This is a genomic window from Ensifer sp. LC11 (genome assembly GCF_001695835.1).
Classification (GTDB): Bacteria; Pseudomonadota; Alphaproteobacteria; order Rhizobiales; family Rhizobiaceae; genus Ensifer.
On the sequence record NZ_MBSO01000014.1, the window covers coordinates 26,768 to 49,611 of the forward strand.

General features: G+C 62.3%; 21 protein-coding genes and 1 pseudogene. 3 read left to right on the top strand and 19 right to left on the bottom strand.

All coding sequences use genetic code 11. The features are described from left to right. Positions 1 to 40: 40 nt before the first annotated feature. Positions 41 to 880 carry an inositol monophosphatase gene (locus tag BBX50_RS12255; protein ID WP_065775609.1) on the bottom strand — a complete coding sequence of 280 codons (840 nt, stop codon included), beginning with the start codon at positions 878 to 880 and terminating at the stop codon, positions 41 to 43. Between the two features lie 291 nt (positions 881 to 1,171). On the opposite strand from BBX50_RS12255, the pseudogene BBX50_RS12260 reads away from it, so the two are divergent. From BBX50_RS12260 to BBX50_RS12270, 3 genes and pseudogenes are all read left to right on the top strand, one after another. After that, positions 1,172 to 2,486, top strand: a pseudogene (locus BBX50_RS12260) (MFS transporter). A 701-nt stretch (positions 2,487 to 3,187) separates the two neighbouring features. After that, positions 3,188 to 4,771 (top strand): Na+/H+ antiporter, encoded by a 1,584-nt coding sequence (locus BBX50_RS12265; protein WP_065775610.1) that lies wholly within the window; start codon positions 3,188 to 3,190, stop codon positions 4,769 to 4,771. A gap of 93 nt (positions 4,772 to 4,864) precedes the next feature. Next, positions 4,865 to 5,374, top strand: a complete 510-nt coding sequence (locus tag BBX50_RS12270; RefSeq protein ID WP_065775611.1) for an NUDIX hydrolase — start codon at positions 4,865 to 4,867, stop codon at positions 5,372 to 5,374. A gap of 299 nt (positions 5,375 to 5,673) precedes the next feature. Here BBX50_RS12270 and BBX50_RS12275 read toward each other — a convergent pair whose 3' ends face one another. The 18 genes from BBX50_RS12275 to BBX50_RS12360 form a co-directional block, all read right to left on the bottom strand. Beyond that, positions 5,674 to 6,732, bottom strand: coding sequence for a sn-glycerol-3-phosphate import ATP-binding protein UgpC (locus tag BBX50_RS12275; protein WP_065775612.1), 1,059 nt, complete (start codon positions 6,730 to 6,732; stop codon positions 5,674 to 5,676). Next, the gene (ugpE, locus tag BBX50_RS12280; RefSeq protein ID WP_065775613.1) at positions 6,732 to 7,580 is read right to left on the bottom strand and encodes a sn-glycerol-3-phosphate ABC transporter permease UgpE; all 849 of its coding nucleotides are present in this window, start codon (positions 7,578 to 7,580) and stop codon (positions 6,732 to 6,734) included. The genes BBX50_RS12275 and ugpE overlap by 1 nt, the downstream gene beginning before the upstream one ends. A 7-nt stretch (positions 7,581 to 7,587) precedes the next feature. Beyond that, a complete protein-coding gene (gene ugpA, locus BBX50_RS12285) occupies positions 7,588 to 8,469 on the bottom strand; it encodes a sn-glycerol-3-phosphate ABC transporter permease UgpA (protein ID WP_065775614.1) in 882 nt (293 codons plus the stop codon). Between the two features lie 66 nt (positions 8,470 to 8,535). Continuing rightward, entirely contained in the window at positions 8,536 to 9,840 is a 1,305-nt protein-coding gene (gene ugpB / locus BBX50_RS12290) for a sn-glycerol-3-phosphate ABC transporter substrate-binding protein UgpB (RefSeq protein WP_065775615.1), read from the bottom strand. Positions 9,841 to 10,373: 533 nt separating this feature from the next. After that, the gene (locus BBX50_RS12295; RefSeq protein ID WP_065775616.1) at positions 10,374 to 10,634 is read right to left on the bottom strand and encodes a WGR domain-containing protein; all 261 of its coding nucleotides are present in this window, start codon (positions 10,632 to 10,634) and stop codon (positions 10,374 to 10,376) included. A 126-nt stretch (positions 10,635 to 10,760) separates the two neighbouring features. Next, entirely contained in the window at positions 10,761 to 12,074 is a 1,314-nt protein-coding gene (locus BBX50_RS12300) for a TRAP transporter large permease (protein ID WP_065775617.1), read from the bottom strand. Continuing rightward, positions 12,071 to 12,583: a TRAP transporter small permease gene (locus BBX50_RS12305; protein ID WP_065775618.1), complete on the bottom strand. Its 513-nt coding sequence runs from the start codon at positions 12,581 to 12,583 to the stop codon at positions 12,071 to 12,073. Before BBX50_RS12305 ends, BBX50_RS12300 begins: the two co-directional genes overlap by 4 nt. A gap of 139 nt (positions 12,584 to 12,722) precedes the next feature. Then, positions 12,723 to 13,700, bottom strand: a complete 978-nt coding sequence (locus tag BBX50_RS12310) for a C4-dicarboxylate TRAP transporter substrate-binding protein (RefSeq protein WP_065775619.1) — start codon at positions 13,698 to 13,700, stop codon at positions 12,723 to 12,725. Between the two features lie 244 nt (positions 13,701 to 13,944). Next, positions 13,945 to 15,222, bottom strand: coding sequence for an L-fuconate dehydratase (locus BBX50_RS12315; protein ID WP_065775620.1), 1,278 nt, complete (start codon positions 15,220 to 15,222; stop codon positions 13,945 to 13,947). A 21-nt stretch (positions 15,223 to 15,243) separates the two neighbouring features. Beyond that, positions 15,244 to 16,089, bottom strand: coding sequence for a fumarylacetoacetate hydrolase family protein (locus BBX50_RS12320; RefSeq protein WP_065775621.1), 846 nt, complete (start codon positions 16,087 to 16,089; stop codon positions 15,244 to 15,246). Between the two features lie 25 nt (positions 16,090 to 16,114). Next, on the bottom strand, positions 16,115 to 16,849 hold the full coding sequence (locus BBX50_RS12325) for an SDR family oxidoreductase (protein WP_065775622.1): 735 nt from the start codon (positions 16,847 to 16,849) through the stop codon (positions 16,115 to 16,117). A gap of 10 nt (positions 16,850 to 16,859) precedes the next feature. Then, positions 16,860 to 17,306: a MaoC/PaaZ C-terminal domain-containing protein gene (locus BBX50_RS12330; RefSeq protein WP_065775623.1), complete on the bottom strand. Its 447-nt coding sequence runs from the start codon at positions 17,304 to 17,306 to the stop codon at positions 16,860 to 16,862. Between the two features lies 1 nt (position 17,307). Further along, positions 17,308 to 18,387: a Gfo/Idh/MocA family oxidoreductase gene (locus BBX50_RS12335; RefSeq protein WP_065775624.1), complete on the bottom strand. Its 1,080-nt coding sequence runs from the start codon at positions 18,385 to 18,387 to the stop codon at positions 17,308 to 17,310. Beyond that, a complete protein-coding gene (locus tag BBX50_RS12340; protein WP_065775625.1) occupies positions 18,380 to 18,730 on the bottom strand; it encodes an L-rhamnose mutarotase in 351 nt (116 codons plus the stop codon). Before BBX50_RS12340 ends, BBX50_RS12335 begins: the two co-directional genes overlap by 8 nt. A 71-nt stretch (positions 18,731 to 18,801) precedes the next feature. Continuing rightward, positions 18,802 to 19,914, bottom strand: coding sequence for a mandelate racemase/muconate lactonizing enzyme family protein (locus BBX50_RS12345; RefSeq protein ID WP_065775626.1), 1,113 nt, complete (start codon positions 19,912 to 19,914; stop codon positions 18,802 to 18,804). A 1-nt stretch (position 19,915) separates the two neighbouring features. Next, a complete protein-coding gene (gene ugpC / locus BBX50_RS12350; RefSeq protein ID WP_065775627.1) occupies positions 19,916 to 21,013 on the bottom strand; it encodes a sn-glycerol-3-phosphate ABC transporter ATP-binding protein UgpC in 1,098 nt (365 codons plus the stop codon). A 6-nt stretch (positions 21,014 to 21,019) separates the two neighbouring features. Next, on the bottom strand, positions 21,020 to 21,886 hold the full coding sequence (locus tag BBX50_RS12355) for a carbohydrate ABC transporter permease (RefSeq protein WP_065775628.1): 867 nt from the start codon (positions 21,884 to 21,886) through the stop codon (positions 21,020 to 21,022). After that, positions 21,886 to 22,782: a sugar ABC transporter permease gene (locus BBX50_RS12360; RefSeq protein WP_065775629.1), complete on the bottom strand. Its 897-nt coding sequence runs from the start codon at positions 22,780 to 22,782 to the stop codon at positions 21,886 to 21,888. The genes BBX50_RS12355 and BBX50_RS12360 overlap by 1 nt, the downstream gene beginning before the upstream one ends. Between the last annotated feature and the right edge of the window lie 62 nt (positions 22,783 to 22,844).

The window sequence follows — 22,844 nt, forward strand, 5'->3', positions numbered from 1 at the left end:
ATCGGCGAAGGCGCCGTCCGCCCGCTTGTCTCACGGTCGTTCATGCCAGCTGAAGCTTAGCGCCGTGTTCCCGGCCCTCGATCGGAATGCCCGAGGCTTCACTCACGCCGCGCGCGATCGCTGGGGTCGAAGCAAGAACAGGCCCACCATCGCGAAGGTTGCCGATCTCCATGAACGGACACACGACGCCGCCGGCTTCAGCGACAAGCAAGAGCCCGGCCAGGCAATCCCAGGCGTTCATATGCAGTTCGACATAGGCGTCCGAGCGCCCGTCGGCGACATAGGCGAGCGCCATGGCCCCCGAAGCGCCGCGACGCACATTGGCACCCTTGTCGAGCATCTGCCGCATCGTTTCGAGAAAAGTTTCGTCGGGCACCCGCCGTGACCATCCCATTTCAACGGAAGCGGCATCGAAGGCTGCCGTCGGCGAGACCTTGATCGGCTTGTCGTTGAGCGTTGCTCCGGCGCCCCGTCGGCAAAAATAGAGCTCGTCCTGGGCCGGATTGTAGATCGCGCCGATCTCCGCCCTGTCCTCCTCGACATAGGTGATCGAGATGCAGAAATGGGGGATTCCGCGGGCAAAGTTTGCTGTGCCATCTACCGGATCCACGACCCATACGCGCTCGGCGATCGAGCCGCCGCCCTCCTCTCCCCAAAATGCATCGCCCGGAAAATGTTCGGCGATTGCCTGGCGGATGTGGGCTTCGGACGCCGCGTCGGTTTCCGTCAGAAAATCCTGCGGCCCCTTCATCGAGAAGCCGCGCTGTCTGCTTTGCCTGAAACCACTAAGCACGACAGCGCCGGCGGAGCGAATGACGTCTCTGCATAGCGACGCTCGCCCCGCGAGGTCATTCGAATAGCGCGGCTTGAAGTCGTTCATCGGTTAGCTCCGTTGCACACGCGTGCATATTTGCACGCGTGTGCATGGCACGCAAGCCGAAAGTGCCGGTATCAGAGCGGCAAGATGGATGATGGGTGGCCAGGCCAGTCTATACAAAGCGGGCTGGACAGCCTGTCAATCGACCGCGTCGCGCCTCCGGCGCCATGATTACCTGGCGATAACCTCGCCTCCTCCGAAGCGGCTCGTCCGTCCGGCCCAGAGATTTCTGCGGTGTTCAAATTCAGTCGTCCGACGTAGTGTCCGCGCCGTGAACCCTGAAGGCAGGACGGCATGACAACAATTACCATTCAGGAAGCGCTCGAACCGTGCGGGCACGGGACGCTATCAGCAGCGATTGATCGGCGTTTTCGGCCTGGTCTGGACCGCCGATGCCATGCAGGTTCTTGCCGTCGGCTTCACGGCGGCGTCGATTGCCGGAACGTTCGGCCTGACAGTGCCGCAGGCGCTCCAGACGGGCACGCTGTTTTTCCTGGGCATGCTGATCGGCGCTGTCGGCTTCGGCAGATTGGCGGATCGGATCGGCCGCCGGCGGGTGCTCATCGTTACGGTCGCTTGCGATGCGGTCTTCGGCCTGTTGTCGATCTTCGCTCCCAATTTCGGGATCCTGCTGCTCCTGCGCTTCTTAACGGGCGCAGCCGTCGGCGGCACCCTTCCTGTCGACTATGCCATGATGTCGGAGTTCCTGCCTGCGCGCAGCCGCGGACGGTGGCTGGTCATGCTCGAGGGTTTCTGGGCCGTCGGCACGTTGATCGTGGCCTTGGCGGCATGGCTCGTCGCTCTTGCCGAGCTCGCGGATGGGTGGCGCTACATTTTCGCTGTGACCGCCGTACCGGCGGCATTCGGCGTCTGGCTTCGTTTCCTCGTGCCGGAATCGCCGCTCTATCTTCTGCGATCGGGCAAGGCCGTCGAAGCGAAGGCCATCATCGATCAAATGCTCACTGCCAATGGCCGCCCGGTGCTCGAAACGGCCGTGTCCATTGCTCAGCCCGCGTCTTCGCCAAGCGCCGGCATCTTCTCGACAGGTCTGCGCCGGCGCAGCCTTCTGATCCTGGCGGTCTGGTTTCTCGTCTCGGTCTCCTATTATGGTGTCTTCACCTGGATGCCGCCACGGCTTGCAGGTGAAGGGTTCGGCTTCGTGCGCGGCTACGGCTTCCTCGTCCTCATCGCTCTGGCGCAGATCCCAGGCTATGCCCTGGCCGCCTATGGCGTTGAGGCGTGGGGACGCCGCCCAACATTGGTCGGCTTCTGCCTGCTGTCCGCCTTCAGTTGCCTGCTTTTCGTCGTCGCTCATGACGCCTAGCTTATCGCAACCGCTCTGCTCGTCATGAGCTTTGCGCTGCTCGGAACCTGGGGCGCGCTTTACGCCTACACGCCGGAGCTTTATCCGACCTCATCGCGCGCGACAGGCATGGGGGCAGCGGGCGGGATGGCGAGGCTCGGTGGCCTACTTGCCCCGTCGCTCATCGGACTTTTGGTGGCGAAAGGTTTTGGGCTGGCGATCGGCACGTTTGCCGGCCTGCTGTTTGTCGCCGCGATGGCCGCCTTGCTGATCGACGCAGAAACCCGCCAGGTATCGCTGAGCTGAGCGGTCGGCCCGTTGCGGCTACCGTGGACTGCGGGGGGCAATACAACCCTTGTCCTGCCGTTCTTGGGCGTTCGTCCATCTGGCGCCACTCTAGTCACAGTTCGGCAAAACCGGTGTGCCGCCAAGGCGTTAGCCTGATCCGATCCTGTGAACAACCGGTGGATTGCCTGGGAACAACCGAAACGCGCGGAGCGCCGGCTTTTCGATCGCGAAAGTGCTCTTAGAATGAACCGGCGGCCAAGCTCACCGGCCGTTAGTGTAGCAACTATCTCATCGGGGCCGGTGTTTCCAGCCGGTCCCGATTGTTTGTTGAGACACCCCGACAAAACCAGGCAGGGCTGAGCTTGGGTGTGCCTCAATCGGCGTGCCCATCGAAATGTGCATAGCTGCATTGCACAATAAATGTTTTCCAGATGGTCAAAAATCAGGCATAAAGCACACAGCTGATGCACATGGCGGCTCTCCTCCCAGTCCGCCGCAGCAGCTGTTCCCCTCTGGAGGTTTTAGACCTTCACACCTTATGGGCCGCGGTTTTCCGCTGGCCCTTTTTTCTTTTCTGGCCGGCGCGAAGCGCGGCCGATCAACTCGTGTTCCCAGCCACCTGACACACCCGCCCACCAGACGCAGGGCAGCAATTGCGTTTCTGCAAAAACGCGTTCTGTGTTAGGGCCGATCGTTACATCGCACGGAGGCTAGGGCTGGTGGGACCGACACATTTGTTCGAGCTGGTGATCGGCATGTTCGTGGCGATCATCGCGCTTAACTATGTCGCCCACAGGCTCGGCCTGCCGCCCTCTGTGGCTCTTCTGACCGGCGGCGCCCTGCTTGCCTTCGTCCCGAGCCTGCCGACGATCGAGGTCGATCCCGAATTGGTTCTTGTGATCTTTTTGCCGCCATTGCTGATGGACGGAGCGTGGACGATCGCCGTCGGCCGCCTGCGCCGTCACCTGATCGGCATTGCGTCGCTCGCGATCGGGGCTGTGTTCTTCACCTGTGTTGTCGTCGCAATGGTGACGCACCTGCTCTTCCCATCGCTCCCTTTGGCGGCCTGTGCCGCACTCGGCGCGATCGTCTCGCCACCGGATGCGGTTTCGGCCCGCGCTGTGCTGCAGCGCGTGCAGCTGCCACGACGGCTGCAGATCCTGCTCGAAGGCGAAAGCCTGCTGAACGACGCGAGCGGCCTGGTGTTGTTCCGTATTGCCATCACCGCCGGCGTCACCGGCGCCTTCAGCGCGAGCGAGGCTGTGGGCAATTTCTTCCTCTTGGCGATCGGCGGCGCTGCCGTCGGCATTGCCATCGGTACGACGTGGGTTCTGCTCGCGCGTCGCCTCGGCGACGAATATCTGATCATCGCGGCCACGGCGCTGCTCTCCTGGACTTCCTATCTGCTCGGTGAATTCCTGCATGTTTCGGGTGTGATTGCGACCGTCACCACCGGCCTCATCGCCAGCTGGCACCAGCACACGGTGCTTTCGGCTGCAACCCGCATACGTGGCTCTTCGTTCTGGACGGTCATTGTTTTCCTGATGGAGGCCGCGGTCTTCATCCTGATCGGCCTGTCGCTTCGAGGCGTCGTCGAACGTGGCGGCGGTTTCGATGTCGTCGCCGCAACCATGGGATGGCCGATCCTTGCGATCCTTCTCGCGCTTTCGCTGGCGCGCTTTGTCTGGGTGTTTGGATCCGATCTCGTCATCCGGTTCGGCAACATCCTGGGAATTCGGCGCTACACGCCGATCGGAGCGCGCGGCGCGACCGTGCTTTCCTGGGCTGGCGTTCGCGGCGTGGTGACGCTTGCGCTTGCGCTGAGCGTGCCTGACGGCTTCCCGGGCCGCGACTTCATCCTGGTGACATCCTTTGCCGTGATCCTCGGAACCGTATTGCTCCAGGGCACGACGCTCGGGCGGGTGATCGAATGGGCGCGGCTGGTCGAGCCTCAATCGGAGATGGCACGCCTCACCTTGAGCCAGGCCGAAGCTGCCATGGCCCAGGTTCAGCTCGTGACCATCGAGAGCCGCGCCTATGACGCGGCGGGCAATCTCATACATCCGCAGTTGCTGGAGAGGTATCGGCGGCGGGCGGTCTCGATCGTCGACTATGCCGAGCGCACCGAACACTATACGCCCATCCTTCATGCCCATTTCGACGTCGTCCTGGCGGCGGTCGCCACCGGCCGGCGCGAACTCATCCGGCTTCATCGCGCCGGCGAAATCGATGACGAGACGTTGCATGAGCTGGAGCGGGACCTCGACCTTGAAGAGTTGAGTGCCATCGCCGCCAAAGCATGAAACAACACCCGATGCTTTGTAGTTTCCTCTTTCGGTCCGGCGGTCAGATGGCTTAGAAGCATTTCTCATGACTGGCGCCGAGCGTTGAGGAGCTTGAGGGCGATCGAGAAATCAAAGGCGCAGAAATCACCCAGGCCGAAGACCTTGCTGCAAAAGCTGGCGGCTTCCCCCGAGAAACTCTTCTCGGGCGCGTTTCGCCAGCAGTATGCAGCCCTCTGCTTTCGTCGCACGCCCGATCAATCAGCAATCGAGATCCTCGTTGTGACCTCGCGCGACAGTGGCCGATGGCTTATCCCGAAAGGGTGGCCCATGAAACAGAAGGAACCGCATGAGGCCGCGGCAGTCGAAGCGCTGCAGGAGGCTGGCGTGCGCGGCAAGGTTCGAAAGAAGCCGGTCGGAAGCTACACCTACCTGAAGATGCTGGATGATGGTGAGGTGGTGCCCTGTGTCGTTGACGTGTTTCAGATCGAAGTCACGAAGCAGGCGGAGAAATACAAGGAGAAAGGCGAGCGCGCGCTCGCCTGGGTGAGCCCCGACGAGGCGGCGCGGCGGGTTCGCGAAGTCGAGCTCAAATCACTCCTCGTCGACTTCAAGCCACGGTGACGCCACTGGCTCAACCGGCAGTTGGTGTAATTGACGATTTGTGAACACCTGTGGCGCAGACTTGCCCGACGATCCAATTTGCTCGGGGCCGCAATGAAATCGCTCGGACGCGCCTTTGTGCACCGGTTCGAGATCGGAAGCGAGGTGACGTTGCTGCAACTGCCGACCAGCCACCTGATGAACTGCATGTGTGGGGCGATTGCAACGAACTCGTGCTGGCGATTGGAAAGGTGGCCCTTGAGCGAGCCGACTATGGTCAGGTGACGGTTCAGATCACCAACTGACGTTTCGCACCCCTTCTACCACCCTCTCCCGCGCCTCTCGCCGCCTGCGCCGAAGATATGGAGCGCGTCGGCCTTCGCGCCCACCTTCACGGTGTCGGCGATTTCGTGGCGGGCCCGGCCGGAGACGCGGAAGACCAGGTCTGTGCCGTTTTCCAGCTTTCCATGCATCAGGCTTTCTGCCCCGACCAGTTCGATCCCGTCGATGCGCACCGTAGCCTCGAACGGCAACGTTGCGCCGTCCGCAGGAAGCGGAGAAAGATCCTCCGGCCGCACGCCGAGGGTATACTCGCCGCTCGGTCGCGGCACATCAGGCGCGAGAGACCATCCGGCCGTCATGTCTGTGCCTTTGAGCAGGTTCATGGACGGCGAGCCGATGAACGTAGCGACGAAGGTCGTGGCGGGCCGCTCATAAAGCTCGATCGGCGTGCCAACCTGCTCGATCCGGCCCGCATTGACGACCACCAGGCGATCGGCGAGCGTCATCGCCTCCATCTGATCGTGTGTGACATAGACGCTGGTCGTCCCAAGCGAACGCTGGAGCCGCTTGATTTCAATGCGCATCTGTCCGCGCAGCTTTGCATCCAGGTTGGAAAGCGGCTCGTCGAAAAGGAAGGCGGCCGGCTGTCGCACGATCGCCCGCCCCATGGCGACGCGCTGGCGCTGGCCGCCGGAAAGCTGCCGGGGCTTGCGCTCGAGATAAGGTTCGATCTCCAGCGTCCTGGCAGCTGTGATAATGCGTCGATCGATCTCGGCGGCCGGGGTGTTGCGGTTCTTCAGCCCATAGGCGAGGTTCTGGCGCACCGTCATGTGTGGGTAAAGCGCATAATTCTGGAAGACCATCGCGATGTCGCGCTCGGCCGGTTCGACATCGTTGACCCGTCGTCCGCCGATATGGATGTCGCCACCGGTTATGCCCTCCAGCCCTGCGATCATCCGCAGCAGCGTGGACTTGCCGCAGCCGGACGGGCCGACCAGAACGACGAACTCGCCGTCGGCAATGCCGAGCGAGACGCCTTTGATCGCCTCCACTGTGCCATAGGCCTTGCGGACGTCTTTCAGAGTGATCTCAGCCATTACTTTTCTGTCTCCACAAGGCCTTTGACGAACCAGCGCTGCATCAGCACGACGACGAGGATAGGGGGGATGATCGCGAGGATCGCAGTCACCATGACATAGTTCCAGGGGGTAGAGGCGTCGGTGAAATCGATCATCCGCCTGAGCCCGATGATGATCGTGTTCATCTTCGCGTCGTTGGTGACGAGCAGAGGCCAGAGATACTGGGTCCAGCCATAGATGAAGAGGATGACGAAGAGCGCGGCGATGTTCGTCGCCGAGAGCGGCAGCAGGATGTCCCGCATGAAGCGGAATGGACCGGCGTTGTCGATGCGCGCGGCCTCCACCAGCTCTCCCGGTATTGTCAGGAAAAACTGGCGAAAAAGGAACGTCGCCGTCGCCGAAGCCATCAGCGGCAGGGTCAGGCCCGCATAGGTGTCGATCAGCCCGAGATCGACGATCACCTTGTAGGTCGGCAGGATGCGCACTTCGACCGGCAGCATAAGGGTGATGAAGATCATCCAGAAGAACAGCATCTTCAGCGGAAAGCGGAAGAAGACGATCGCAAAGGCCGACAGGAACGAGATGACGATCTTGCCGACGGCAATCGCAAGCGCCACCACCGTGGAGTTGAACAGCAGCCGCTCGAGGCTGACGCCGACAACACGCTCGACGCCGCCACCAACAGCCTCCTTGTAGTTCTCCACCAAATGGCCACCGACCGTGAGAGACATCGGCGGGCGCACGATCTCGATGGACGTGTGCGTCGACGCGACGAAGGTGTAGTAGATCGGCAGCGCGACGATGATGATCCCGATCACAAGCACCAAGTGGCTGATCAGGGTCGAAATGGGACGGTTCTCGATCATCGGCGTCTCACGAATAGTGGACCCGCTTCTCGACGAAGCGGAACTGGAAGGCTGTCAACGCGACGACGATTGCCATCAGGATCACGGACTGGGCCGCCGAGCTGCCGAGGTCGAGATTGACGAAACCGTCATTGTAGACCTTGTAGACGAGCGTCTCGGTCGCTTTCGCGGGCCCGCCCCCGGTCACGGCGTGAATGATCCCGAAGGTATCGAAGAACGCATAGACGGTGTTGACGACAAGCAGGAAGAAGGTCGTCGGCGCGAGCAGCGGGAAGACGATGGTCCAGAACCGCTTGGTGCCGCGAGCCCCGTCAATTGCGGCCGCCTCGATCAGCGATTTCGGGATCGCCTGCAGGCCGGCAACGAAGAAGAGGAAGTTGTAGCTGATCTGTTTCCAGGCTGCCGCGACGACAACCAGCAACATCGCCTGGTCGCCGTTCAGCAGTGGATCCCAGGTGAAGCCGTTTCGGCGCAAGATATAGGCGAAGGTCCCCATCGCCGGGTTGAACATGAACAGCCACAGCATGCCCGCGACTGCGGGAGCAACCGCATAGGGCCAGATCAGCAGCGTTCGATAGACATTTCGCCCGCGCACGACCCGGTCGACCGAAGTCGCGAGCAAAAGGGCGATGGCCATCGACAGAAGCGCGGTTGCAAGGCTGAAGACGACCGTAACTTGAAGCGAATGCAAGTAGTCCGGATTGGAAAGGATGGCGCGGAAATTGGCGAGGCCGACAAAGCCGGATTTCAGGCCGAATGGATCCTCGCGCAATACCGACTGGTAGAGCGCCTGGCTTGCCGGCCAGAAGAAGAACACCACGGTCAGCACGATCTGCGGCGCAAGCAGCAGATACGGCAGGACCTTGTTGGGAAAGACGACGGACTGCATGGCGTTCCCCTTCCGTGAAAGATGGGGCCCGCGCGGCGACGCGGCACGGGCCCGCTGGTTGGGGGATTAGTTGCCGACCGCCGCGGCGATCGCCGCGTTGGCTTTCTCGACACCCTCGCTGAGCGCGGCCTTTGCGTCCTTCTGGCCGGCGAGCATGGCTTCGAACTGCTCGTTGAGGATATCGCGGACCTGCGGCAGGTTGACGAGGCGGACACCCCTGGAGTTTTCCGTCGGCGCCTTGCCCATCATCTGCTTGATCGGGGTTTCGCGGCCAGGATTCTTTTCATAGAAGCCGGATTTCTTCGTTTCCTCATAGGCGGCGATCGTCACCGGCAGGTAGCCCGAGACCTGGTGAAGCTGAGCCTGGGTTTCCGTTTTCGAGAGGAAATGGAAGAACTCCGCAACACCCTTGTATTCTGCGTCTTCCTTGCCGGCGAAGACCCAGAGGCTCGCGCCGCCGGGAATGGTGTTCTGCGGGCCGCTGCCGTCGTAGTAGGGAAGCTGGCCGACGCCGTAGTTGATGCCGGACTTCACGATGTCGCCGAGGCCGCCGGAAGATTCCGTCAAGATGGCGCACTCGCCCGACATGAACAGTTGCTTGGCTTCCGACGTGCGGCCGCCATAGCGGAACGTGCCGTCCTTGGCGAGGTCGGCGATCGACTGGAAGTGTTCGACGAAGAGCGGTGCATCGATCTTCAGTTCCACGTCCAGGCCGGCAAGCCCGTTTTCATGCGTGCCATAGGGCACGTTGTTCCAGGCGGCAAAATTCTCGGTCTGGATCCAGGTCAGCCAGGTGGACGTGAAACCGCAATTGGCAGCGCCGCTTGCCTTGATCTTCTTGGCGGCCTCAAAGACTTCGGGCCAGGTCGCCGGGGGCTTCTCCGCATCGAGGCCGGCCTTCGAGAAGGCGTCCTTGTTGTAATAGAGGATCGGCGAGGACGAATTGAACGGGAAGGACAGCATCGTGCCGTCAGGCTTGGAATAGTAGGCGACGATGCCCGGCAGGTACTGATCCTTGTTGAATTCGTAGCCGCCCTTCTTAAGGACGTCCACCACGGGGACCACGGCCCCCTCGGCACCCAGCATCACGCCGCTACCGGCATCGAAGACCTGCAGGATGGCCGGCGCCTGCCTGGAGCGGAAGGCGGCAATGCCCGCGTTCAGCGTTTCGGCATAGGTGCCTTTGAACACCGGAACGATCTTGTACTCCGATTGGCTCCCGTTGAACTCCTTGGCGAGCCTTTCGACTGTTTCGTTATTGGCGCCGGTCATTGCGTGCCACCAGGAAAGCTCCGTCGCGGCGAGGGCGTCAGAGGCGGCAACGATCGAAAGCGCGGATGTGGCCGCAAGGGTCCACTGGAATACTCTCATGGCGGTTCCTCCCATCATTATGACGAAAATGTTTGTCCCCGGACGCGTCGGCTCTCCTCAGCAGGCGCGTCTGACTTTCGTGGCGAAAGTGCGCTGATTAAAAACGAACGAGAACGAACCTGCAAGGGAAAAATAGAATGAGTAAATCGAAGATATTGGGGACTGGAATATTCGTTCTGATTCATATGTGCGCGGGCTAAATTAATAGGCGGCAATATGGAGTCGTCGCGACGATGACGCGCAGCCACCGCGCGCTGCCTTTGGGATGGCGGGCAAGGGTCGAAGAGCGGGTGTCTTTGGCGTGCAGCGGGAAATGGGAGCCATGCAGGACGGTTACGCTCGCGAGTTTGCGACCGGCAGCGCGGCGACGCTGCGGCAACTGCCGACCGCCGTCTGACGACCTGGACCTGAGGCGAGGCCTACGACCTCGTGCTCACGATCGAGACGGCTGCCCTCGGTCGGGCCGATTTCGGTAGGGTAAAATTCCAGACCACAAACGGAAGGTGGCGCTACCGTGAACCCGGCACGACGGTTCACCGCAAAACGCAACGGACCGGCGGGTGATATCCACGCTTCCGCTTGCTCTTGAGGACATCGAGGAACAGCGTGACTGCTTCCATTTCATCTTCAAAGTGATGGACCATCGACTGCCCCGTGACGCCGATCCTGCCCCAGCGCCGCGTCAGGCATGCCTGTCCAAACAGCGTCTGCTCGATCGACATCGCATAAAAGCGAGCCATGTTTTCGCGCGGATCCGTTCTCTCGACATAGAGGTGGTAGGGCTGACTAAGCATCTGAGGACGATGGCTGAGGAGGCACAGCGCGTCCAACGAGAGTTTTGAATCGATCGCAGCCGATCGATTCAAAACCGTGATGTGTGCTGCGACGCCAAACTGCGCCGCAGAGCCGGATTGACCGCGCTATTGCACCGCGACCGTTCCGTAGACGAGATTCGGCAGCCACAGCGACAACTGCGGAAACATGCTGAGCGCCACGAGAAGAACCATCATCATTGCGAGATAGGGCAGCACCTCGCGCGCATAGGCCATCATCGGCACCTTCAGCACCATGGACGAGATGTACATGAGGCCCCCGACCGGTGGCGTGATGCCGGCAATCGTCAGGTTGGTGATGAAGACGACGCCGAAATGTACGCGGTCGATGCCGACGCCGTCGATGATCGGGATTAGCATCGGCGTAAGGATGATCAGTGCCGCCGAGCCTTCGATTGCCGTGCCGATGACGATCAAAAGCACGTTGATGAGAAGCAGCATCAACAGCGGATTGTCGGTGGCGCCGCCGAGCCATCCCGACATCGCCTGCGGCACCTGCTCCCAGGCGAGATAGAAGCCGAAGGCGGCGGCCGCGCAGATCATGATCATGACCACCGAGGAATCGCGCACCGCCTCGGCCAGCACTTCAGGAATCTGCCGGAAGGTGAATTCGCGGTAGCCGAAGACGGCGACGAACAGCACGTAGACGACGACAACCGCGCCGGCCTCGGTGGTGGTGAAAAGGCCGTAGCGCGTGCCGGCAAAGATGACGACCGGGATCGACAGCGCCCAGAGGCCGTCGACCAGCGCCCGGCTTGCCTCCGCCCGGCTGGCGCGCTCCTTGCGGAGCGGCTTGTAGCCACGCTTGCGCGCAATGAAATAGGTGGTGACCATCAGGCCGGCCGCAAGCACAAGGCCGGGAACGACGCCGGCTGCAAACAGGCGGCCGATCGAGGTCTCGGCCAGGAAGCCATAGACGATGAGGCCAATCGAGGGCGGGATCAGGCTGGTGATGATGGAGGCTGACGAGGTGATCACCGCCGCAAACGCGCGGCTGTAGCCCCTTTCCGTCATTTCGACGCCAAGCGTCTTTGCCAGCATCGCCGCATCGGCGTTGGCAGAGGCCGTCAGCCCGCCGAGCAAGGTACCGAGCACGGTGCACATCTGCGCCAGCGCGCCGGTCATGTGGCCGACCAGCACATCGGCAAGCGTCAGCAGCCGGCGGGTGATGCCCGAGGCGTTCATGATGCAACCGGCGAGCACGAAGAGCGGCAGTGCCAGCAGAGACACGGACTGGCTGCCTTCCGCCATCTCCTGGGCGAAGTTGGCAAGCGGGATTATGTCCATGTTGATGAAGAAGAAGGCGAGCGCCCCGATCGCCATCGCCCAGGTGATCGGTGTCGACAACAGGAAGAGGACGACGACCAGGAGCGAGGGGCCGGCGAGATGAAAGAAGGTCATATCAGCGATTCCACTTTGCGGTGCAGGCGGACGGTCCACGGCCTCTCGACGATCAGGTGCTGGACGAACATGCCGGCCGACGCCAGCGCCAGCGGCCCGTAGGAAAGACTGCGCGACAGATCCATCGCGATCGTGTGCACATGCCGCGACGTCCAGGCCTGCCAGCCGAAGAGCACCGTCATGACGATGAAGAACAGCGCGAGCAGCAGGTAGTTGAACCAGGCGATCCCGCGCTGGCAGCTGTCGGGCAATGCTGCGACGAGGACATCGATCGCCGCATGGGTGCCGAGACGGACGCCGGCGACGGCGCCAAAGAAGACGAGATAGGCGAAGGCCATGATCGCCAGTTCGTAGGTCCAGGCGGCCGGCTGCGGGAAGATGTAGCGGCTGACGACGCCCCAGAGGATCGAGAAGACGATGACGAGGAGGGCAGCGACACCGATCGCTTCATCGGCGCGCTGCAGGCTGAACAGAGGAACGGTCTCTTCGGACGAGCGTGAGATTTCCATGATGGCCCCAATCATTTGAAAGGCGGAACAAGGCCGGCGCGCACGTCGGCCTGATGGCTTTCCTTCGCGGCCGCCTGGCTGAGTGCGGCCGACGCGATCGCGACGCGGCACCCTTATGGCCGCGTCCCGCCGTCGCCCGCTACTGCGCCATCGCCTTCTGCACCTGGTCGTACATTCCAGGCGTGATGTTCGGCACTTTCTCGTAGGCCGCGCGCGAGGCTTCGATGAAGGCCGAGATGTCGATATCGGTGACAATCTCGACGCCGGAAGCAGCAAGCTGCTTGGCATAGGCGTCGTCCGTTTCGAGCGTCATCTCCGTCAGTTCCTTGGCGATCGTCTGGCCTTCTTCAAGAACGATCTTCTGCAGGTCTTCCGGCAGGCCGTTGAAGAACTGGCTGGAGGCGACCCAGGCGGTAAACATGATCTGGTGACCGGTCTTGGAGATGACCTTGCGCGTCTCGTTCAGCTTGGCGCCGGCGATCGAGCCGAAGGGGCCTTCGGCCGCATCGACGACGCCGGTCTGAAGCGCGTTGTAGACGTCGCCCCACGGCAGTTCCGTCGGGCGTGCGCCGTAATTGCCGAAGGTCGCCATCATGATCGGCGACGCGGGCACGCGAATGGTGACGCCGGCGAGATCCGCCGGCGAGCGGACCGGCTTGTTGGCGATGATGTGGCGGTAGCCGAAAAGCCCGTTCGGCATGATGATCTTGATGCCTTGGGCCTCGAGCTTGCCCGAAAGTTCCTTGTAAAGGTCCGATGCGAACAGGCGGTCGGTCGCGACCAGGTCCGGATAGACATAGGGACCGGCCAGAATGGAGAGATCCGGCACGAACTGGCCGAGCTGGCCATAATCCGTGGCACTGAGCAGGCTTGCACCGCTCATGACCATCTCGTTGACCTTTTTCTGCGCACCCAGCTGATCACCCGTCATGACCGTGATGGCGATGCGGCCGCCCGAACGTTCGCCGACACGCTCGGCATAGGTCTTCATCGCTTTGACGATCGGCTCGTTGGGATTCACCTGCGAGGTCGAGAACCGCAGGCTGTATTCCTGCGCTTGGGCGACGCCACAAAAGGACAGGGCAGCCATTGTGGCGGCCAGAAGCAAGGTCTTCATCAATTCCTCCTCTTTTTTCCGGACTCCCCTCCGGAATTCATATGCGAATGAATAAACTATTCATGAATGATTCCGTGCCGTCAAGGGAAATGAACTTTGAACACGCAGAAGATCGCCGCACCGTTCATCAATTACCAATTGCTTGCCACGCTTTGCAGGTGACAGAACAAACGAAGCCGGCGCGGTTCGCACCGCGCCGGCTGTTTGTGAATACTGAATTCTCTTATAAATGTCTTCGGATCGATCAGCCGTGGAACGTGTAGTCGGCAATCGACTGCGGCTTCATCTCGATCGAGAAGCCCGGCCGCTGCGGCGGCATATAGGCCGCGTTCTCGATCACGCAGGCATCGAAGAAGTGCTCGTGCAGATGGTCGACATATTCGATGACGCGGCCCTCTTTCGTGCCGGAGATGGCGACATAGTCGATCATCGACAGATGCTGCACATATTCGCAAAGGCCGACGCCGCCGGCATGCGGCCAGACCGGCAGCCCGTATTTGGCAGCAACGAGCAGCACCGCAAGCACCTCGTTCAGGCCGCCCATGCGGCACGAGTCGATCTGGACGATATCGATCGCACCCTCGGCGATGAACTGTTTGAACATGATGCGGTTCTGGCACATCTCGCCGGTCGCGACCTTCACCGGTCCGATCGCCTCGCGGATCTTCCGGTGACCGGCGACATCGTCGGGGCTCGTCGGCTCCTCGATGAAGAACGGTTTGGCAAAGGCGAGCTGTTTGACCCAGTCGATCGCCTCGCCGACCTCCCAGACCTGGTTGGCGTCGATCATCAGATAGCGGTCGGGCCCGATCACTTCGCGTGCGATCGTCAGCCGCCTGATATCGTCGGCAAGATCGCGCCCGACCTTCATCTTGATATGATTGAAGCCCTCGTCGATCGCTTCCTGGGCGAGCCGCCGGAGCTTGTCGTCGTCATAACCGAGCCAGCCGGCCGAGGTCGTGTAGCAGGCATAGCCCTCCTTCTGGAGCGTTACGATGCGCTCGGCCTTGCCGGGCTCTGCCTTGCGCAGGATGGCGACGGCCTCGTCGCGCGTGAGCACGTCGGTCATGTAGCGATAGTCGACGATGTCGGCGATCTCTTCCGGCGACATGTCAGCGACCAGACGCCAGACAGGCTTGCCCGCCTCCTTGGCGAGCAGGTCCCAGACGGCGTTGACGACGGCGCCGGTCGCCAGATGCATCGCGCCTTTCTCTGGGCCGATCCAGCGCAACTGGCTGTCACTCGTCAGATGCCGCCAGAAGCGGCCGGGATGGGCGAGGATGTCGGCGGTATCCTGGCCGACGATCAGATGCCGCATGGCTTTGATCGCCATGCAGCAGATGTCGTTGCCGCGGCCGATGGTGAAGGTAAGACCATGGCCCGCAACACCGGGCCTGTCCGTGTCGAGGATGACATAGGCCGCGGAGTAATCCGGGTCCGGGTTCATCGCATCGGAACCGTCAAGGCTCTGCGAGGTCGGGAAGCGCAGGTCGAAGACGCGCAGATCAGTGATGCGGGTCATGGTCACTCCAGTCGACGGTAATCAATCGTCCGCGCGGACGGACTGCTTCTGGCTGCCGAGGCCCTCGATGCCGAGTTCGACGACGTCGCCGGCCTTGAGGTAACGCGGCGGCTTCATGCCCATGCCGACGCCGGGCGGCGTGCCGGTGGAGATGATGTCGCCCGGCTGCAGCGACATGAACTGCGACAGGTAGGAAACGAGATAGGCGACGCCATAGACCATGGTTTTCGACGAACCATTCTGCATCGTCTCGCCATTGACCTTCAGCCACATCGGCAGGTTCTGCGGATCGGCAATCTCATCCTTGGTCACGAGCCAGGGGCCGGTGGGGCCGAAGGTGTCGCAGGACTTGCCCTTGGTCCACTGGCCCTGGCGCTCGATCTGGAAGGCGCGCTCGGAGACATCGTGCACGGTGCAATAGCCGGCGACATAGTCGAGGGCTTCGGCCTCGGTGACGTACTTCGCCTTGCGGCCGATGACGACGCCGAGTTCCACTTCCCAGTCGGTCTTGGTCGAGCCGCGCGGAATGATCAGATCGTCGTTCGGACCGACGATCGCCGACGTCGCCTTCATGAAGATGATCGGCTCCGGCGGGACCGTGGCGCCGGTCTCGGCGGCGTGGTCGGAGTAGTTGAGGCCAATGCAAATGAACTTGCCGGTGCCGGCGACGCAAGGGCCGAGCCGCTGGTTGCCGTCGACAACAGGCAGGCCGGCGAGATCGAGTGCCTTGAGCTCCGAGAGCTTGTCGGGGTCGAGGGCGGCGCCCGAGAAATCGGCAACGTGGCCGGAGAGATCGCGCAAGGTGCCATTTGCATCGAGGACGCTCGGCTTTTCCTGGCCCGGGAGGCCATAACGAAGAAGTTTCATGTGTCTGCTTCCTGCTTGTGGGTTGTCAGATGGTCCAGCCGCCATCGATGGCATAGGCCTGGCCGGTCGTATAGGTCGCACCGGCGAGATGAACGGCAAGGTCCGCAATCTCTTCCGGCGTGCCGAGGCGCCCCATCGGCTGGCGGGCGATGAAGGCCGCGCGCGCCGTTTCATAGTCGCCCTGGGCACGCATGCGGTCCTGCAAGGACGGGCTTTCGACGGTGCCGGGGCAGATGGCGTTGCAGCGAATGCCCTCTGACACATAGTCGGCCGCAACGGCCTTTGTGAGGCCGATGACGGCGGCCTTGGTGACGCCATAGGCAAACCGGTTCGGCACGCCTTTGATGCTGGAAGCGACCGAAGCCATGTTGATGATCGCGCCGTCCTTGCGCGCAAGCATGCCTGGCAGCACCGCGCGGATGGTGCGGATCATCGCCTTGACGTTAAGGTCGAGGGCGAATTCGAGGTCGGAATCCTTCATCTCCAGGATCGACCCGGCATGAACGAAGCCGGCGCAGTTGAAGAGGATATCGATGGCGCCGATCTTCGCGACGAGCGCTTCGACGGCCTGCGTATCGAGCACGTCCAGCCGGTGCGTCGCAACGTCCGCTTCCGCAGCGAGCGCCGCAAGCGCATCGGCGTTGATATCCGTCGCGTGCACTTTCGCGCCGGCCTTTGCAAAGGCCAAAGCCGAAGCGCGGCCGATGCCCTGGGCTGCAGCCGTAATCAGGACGACCTTGCCTTTAAGATCCGCTGTCATTCTCGATCCCTCATGCTTTGCGTTCGACGACCAGGATATGGTCGGCGGCGAGGACGACCTCGCCACGCTGGTTGATAACTTCGCATCGTTCGACAACGCGTCCGGCCTTCGGCCGCTTCGGATCGTCCTCCTTGGCAGCGACGGTCACGCGGGTGCGGATCGTATCGCCGATATGAACGGGACGCACGAAGCGCAGACGATCATAGCCGTAGGAAAAGGCAACCGGATTGATCAGCGATGCGGTGAGGCCGACGCCGATCGAAAAGACCATGGTGCCGTGGGCGATGCGCTGGCCGCCCGGCAGGGTCTTGGCGAACTCCGCGTCCATGTGGTGCGGAAAGAAATCGCCGGTGTGGCCGGCATGAACGACGAAGTCGGTCTCTGTAATCGTGCGGCCGGTCGTCAGGCGCTCATGCCCCAACACGTAGTCTTCAAAGTGGATGATCTGTTCAGCCATGTCACTGTCCCGGAAGGGTCGCGATCGCCGTTGCCGGCGCGGCACTCGATTGATAGGCGGCCTCGACCAGGGCCATCGTCTGCCAGGCGTCCTCCACCGAGCCGATCAGTTCTTGGTCCTCGCCCGCAGCAAAACGCTGCAGATTGGCCATGCGGTTGACGAAGGCATCGGGGAACCAGGCGCCCTCGAGCGGCACGGACACCCAGTCGCTGCCACCGGCCGGCCGGATCCAGAGCTCGTCCGGCTCGCCCTTGGGATAGTCGAGGTTGACGCCGAGCTTCACATAGGCCGCACCCGAGGTGCCGGAAATTCGGAACTCGCAGGCCTGGAACTTGCGGCCGAAATCATGGTCGTGATTGACCGAAAGCGCGCAGCGGACGCGATCGCCATAATCGAGGATCGCAGACGTCCGCGTCTGGGCGACGTCATGGTTCGGATGGCCGATTGACTTGGCATGGACTCCTGAGGGATTGCCGAGCAGGTCGCGGAGCAGGTCGAGATAGTGGATCGAGTGCATGGCGATCTCGATGCGCGGCAGACCTTTGAGGAACGGCCAAAGGCCCCAGGGGGTGGCAAGCGCCAGCCAGGCGTCAAAGTCGACGACCTCGCCGAGATGCCCCTTAACGATGGCGTCTTTGAGGGCCAGCATCATCGGCGCAAAACGGAGCTGGAAGTTGACGGCCGCCTTGAGCTTGCGCGTCCGGCAGATCTGAAGAATGGCGGTCGCCGCGTCGAGGTCCGACCCCATCGGCTTCTGGATCAATGCGGCAGCACCCACCGGCAACCGGCCAAGGATTGCGGCATGGGCGGCGGGCGGGATCGCGAGGTCGAAGATCGCATCGGCGACCGCAAGCGCGTCCGCCTCCGTCTCGAAGGCGCGAATGCCCCAGGTCTCGGCAAGGCGAGACGCTTTGGCGTGATCCGGATCATAAATCCCGGCAACGGGGAAACCCGCCTTGCGATAGGCCGGCAGATGCGCGTCGCCGACGATGCTGCCGGCGCCAAAGATAACGATCGGCCGTGGCTTGCTTGGCTTCGGCCACCATTGTCTCAGCGCACCGGGATCGAAGCTCTCAGTCATCACGGGATACCTTGCCGTCGTGATGAAACACTTCTTCCATCATCGCCCACCACTCGCCTTCCTTGCGCGTTTCGAGCGGTCTCTGGCAGGGCATGCAGACCGACCACCATTCCTGGTTCTTCGGATGCGCCGCCATCTTGGCCATATCCGCCGCGAAGTCAGAGCCGACATACTCCCAGTAGCCGAACAGCAGGTTTTCCGGCTCCTTGAGGAAGATCGAATAGTTGGTGACGTTGCAGTCGGAAATCAGTGCAAGGATTGCCGGCCAGACGGCGGCGTGCAACGCCTTGTATTCGGCAATCTTTTCGGCTTCGAGACCGATCACCATTCCCATTCGCTGCATGAGGCCCTCCGTCTTATTGGTATTCCGCAATTCCGAACGCAAAACCGCTCCGCATTTTTGCTGGAATTGCTCTAGCCACGAAACTCACGGGTGAATTCGCCGATCGAGCGGGCGCGGACAGCGTCCCAGTCCCAGGAAATCCCGATGCCCGGCTCGCACGGCGCGATCGCGCGACCGCTCCGGATCTCCATCCCCATCGTCGTCAGGTCGTCGAGCTGCGGAATGTACTCGACATATTTGCCGTTGGGCACGGCGCAGACGAGGCTCACATGCAGCTCCATCAGGAAATGCGGGCAGACCGGGATATCGAACGCTTCCGCCGCATGCGCGACCTTCAGCCAGGGCGTGATGCCACCGATGCGGGCGACATCGACCTGCACGATCGAGCAGCCGCCCTTCTGCATATATTCGCGGAAATGGCGGATCGAATACATCGATTCACCAACCGCGATCGGCGTCGGCGTCGAGCGCGTCAGCCGGATATGACCATCGAGATCGTCGGCCGGCAGCGGCTCCTCGATCCAGGCGAGATCGAGCTCCTTCAGCCGCGACGCCCGGCGGATCGCCTCGTCGACGGTGAAACCTTGATTGCAATCGGTCATGATCTCGAAGCCGTCGCCGAGCGCCATGCGCATCGCCGACAGGCGATCGTAATCCTCCGACCCATGCGGCTTGCCGATCTTCACCTTCGAACCGGAAAAGCCCTTCGCCTTGGCGGCAAGTGCGTCCTCGACCAGCGCCTCCTTGTCGATATGCAGCCAGCCGCCTTCGGTGGTGTAGAGCGGGCAGCTCTCCTTGGCACCGCCGGCAAGCTTCCAGAGCGGCAGCTTCTGCTTCCTGGCGCGCAGGTCCCAAAGCGCGGTATCGACGGCGGCCAGCGCCAGCGCCGTGATTGCGCCGATGGTCGTCGCGTGGGTTGCGAACTCCATCTTGTGCCAGATCGCCTCGATGCAATCGGCATCCTCGCCGATCAGGATCGGAACGAGGTGATCGGAAAGCAGCCGCATCACGGAGGAGCCGCCGGTGCCGATGGTGTAGCTGTAGCCGGTGCCGGTCGCGCCATCGCTGTCGGTGATGGTGACGATGGGCGTTTCCTGACTCACGAAGCTCTGGATCGCATCGGTCCGCTTCACCTTCGGCGGCAGATCGACCATGCGCAGTTCAATTTTCTCGATTCTTGCCATGTCAGCCTTCCAGAGCCTTGCCGGTATCGATGTCGAAGAGATGGGCGCGCGACAGATCGAAGCTCATGCGCACCTTTTCGCCTGACGTAAGCGGGCGCGGGTTGAGCATGCGCGAGACCCAGTCGCGGCCGTTGAACTGGATGAAGACGAGCGTCTCGTTGCCGAGCGGTTCGGTGATCGACACCGGCAGCTCCACCTCGTGCACGGCCGCCGGATCGCCGGCATGCAGGCCGTGGCCGCTCGGATAGATATCGTCGGGCCGGAGGCCGAACGTCACCTTCTGGCCCGGACGCAGCGCACTTGCGAACCGCGGCGGGATCGGCAGCCGGACGCCGCTTGCAAGGACCAGCGCGCCGTTGTCGACGATCGCCTCGTCCATGTTCATCGGCGGCGAGCCGATGAAGCCGGCGACGAACTTGGTGGCCGGCCGCTGGAACACCTCTTCCGGCGTGCCGACCTGCTCGATATGGCCATCGCGCATGATGACGATGCGGTCCGACAGCGTCATCGCCTCGACCTGGTCGTGGGTCACGTAGATCATCGTCGCCTGCATGCGGGCATGCAGCTTCTTGATCTCCGTGCGCACCTGCGTGCGCAGCTTCGCGTCGAGGTTCGACAGCGGCTCGTCGAACAGGAAGACATCCGGCTGGCGCACGATCGCCCGGCCCATGGCGACGCGCTGGCGCTGGCCGCCGGAAAGCTGCGACGGCCGGCGCTCAAGCAGGTGGCCGAGGTCGAGGATAACAGCTGCTTCGTCGACGCGGGCCTTGATTTCGTCCGGCTTACGCCCGGCGATCTTCAGCGAAAAGCCCATGTTTTCGGCGACCGTCATATGCGGGTAGAGCGCGTAGGACTGGAAGACCATGGAGATGTTGCGCGCTCGCGGCGGCAGCTCGTTGACCTTGCGGCCGCCGATCTCGATCGCGCCGTCGCTGACATCCTCGAGGCCGGCGATCATGCGCAGTGTCGTCGACTTGCCGCAGCCGGACGGGCCGACGAGCGCGATGAACTCGCGATCTTTCACTTCGAGGTCGATGCCGTGGACGACCTCGAGCGCGCCGTAGCGCTTGACCAGTTTCCTGAGGGTGACAGGAGCCATGAACGATTATCCTTTCACCGCGCCGAAGGTGAGGCCCGAAACGAGGTGCTTCTGAATGATGAAGGTGAGGGTCAGCGCCGGGACGATCATCACGACGGCGAGCGCGCACATGCCGCGCCAGTCGATGGTGAATTCGGCGGTGTAGTCGAGAAGCCCGACCGGCAGGGTCTTGGAATTGACCGAGCGGGTGATCTGAGAGGCGAGCGCATACTCGTTCCAGGACGTGAGGAACGCGAAGATACCGGCGGATGCGATGCCGGGACCGGCGAGCGGAAACTCCACTTGCCAGAAGGCCTGCCAAGGTGTGCAGCCGTCGATCTGGGCGGCCTCCGCGAGATCCTTCGGCACCTGGCGGAAAAAGCCGTCGATCAGCCAGATGGTGAAGGGCACGTTGAGCGCGACATAGGTCAGGATCAGCGAGAAGTGGGTGTCGATGATGCCGGTGCGGGCATAGAGCATGAAGAGCGGCAGCGACAAGGCGATGCCGGGCACCGCCCGCGTCAGCATGAAGCCGAGGAAGATCGCCGACTTCGCCTTGAAACGGTAGCGGGCAAAGGCATAGCCGCCGGCCATGCCGATCGCGAGCGCGATCACCGTCGATGTCACCGAGATGATCAGCGAATTGCGGAAATAGTCCCAGACGGGAACACCCCCCTGCCCCGCGCCCGAAAACATGGCGCGATAGGCATCGAGCGATACGCTCTCCGGGATCCAGACCGGCGGCTTGGCCATGATCTCGACGGTCGGGCGCAGCGACGACAGCACGATCCAGAGGCCTGGCAGGCAGATCACGGCCATTGCGAGAAACAGGCCGATCAAGTGCGCGACCTTCAGGACGCGACGGCGCAGGCGGTGCGAGGCGTTGATATCCATTACCACTCGGCTCCGATCTGCTGGCGCGCCGCGGCGAGCTTGCGGAAGAAATAGACGGTGAAGACGATCGACAAGAGGATGGCGACATAGGCCATGGCGTTGGCGAGCCCCATGCGGGCATCGGCGTAAGCCGTGCGGCCGACGAGCGTCCAAAGCAGTTCGGTGCGCTTGGCAGGGCCGCCATCGGTCATGATCTTGACGATGTCATAGGCCCGCGCCACGTCCAGCGAACGGATCGTCATGGCGATGAAGGCAAAGGGCATGAGATAGGGCCAGGTGACATAGCGGAAGGTCTGCCAGGGCGTGCAGCCGTCGACATGGGCGGCTTCGACCGGATCCTTCGGCATGGCGAGCAGGCCGGCAAGGATCAGGATCGCAAACACTGCGGTCGAGGACCAGACTTCGGCGATGATGATCGACAGCAGCGCCAGATTGCCGTCGATCAGCCACGGGATCGCCTGGTTCGTCAGCCCCAGCGACTGCAGCGCATTGTTGACGAAGCCGATGTTGTCGTTGAACAGGAACTTGAACTGGAAGCCGACCAGCACCGGCGAGAACATCATCGGGAACATCATGGCCGTGCGCAGCAGGCGCTGGCCATGGGTCGCCTTGTTGACGAGCAGCGCCAGGCCGAGACCGAGCAGCATCTCGGCGTTCAGGGCCACCGTCAGCAACAGTACGGTCCGGCCGAAGGCGACCCAGAACTCGGCGTTGCCGAGAACGGTCGCGTAGTTGCGCAGACCGACGAAGACACAGAGCGTCTCAGGCTTGGTGAGGCGGAACGGCGTGAAGCTCGAATAGAAGGAAAAGATGAGCGGCAATACGATCACCGCCGCGAGCACGACAAAGGCCGGAAGCAGAAGCAGGGCCGGTGCTGACAATGTCTTGAGCTTCATCGGGCAGTCCTGAGGATTGCATGAAATGGTCGAGGCGGCGCCGGCGCCCTCAAGGCATCGGC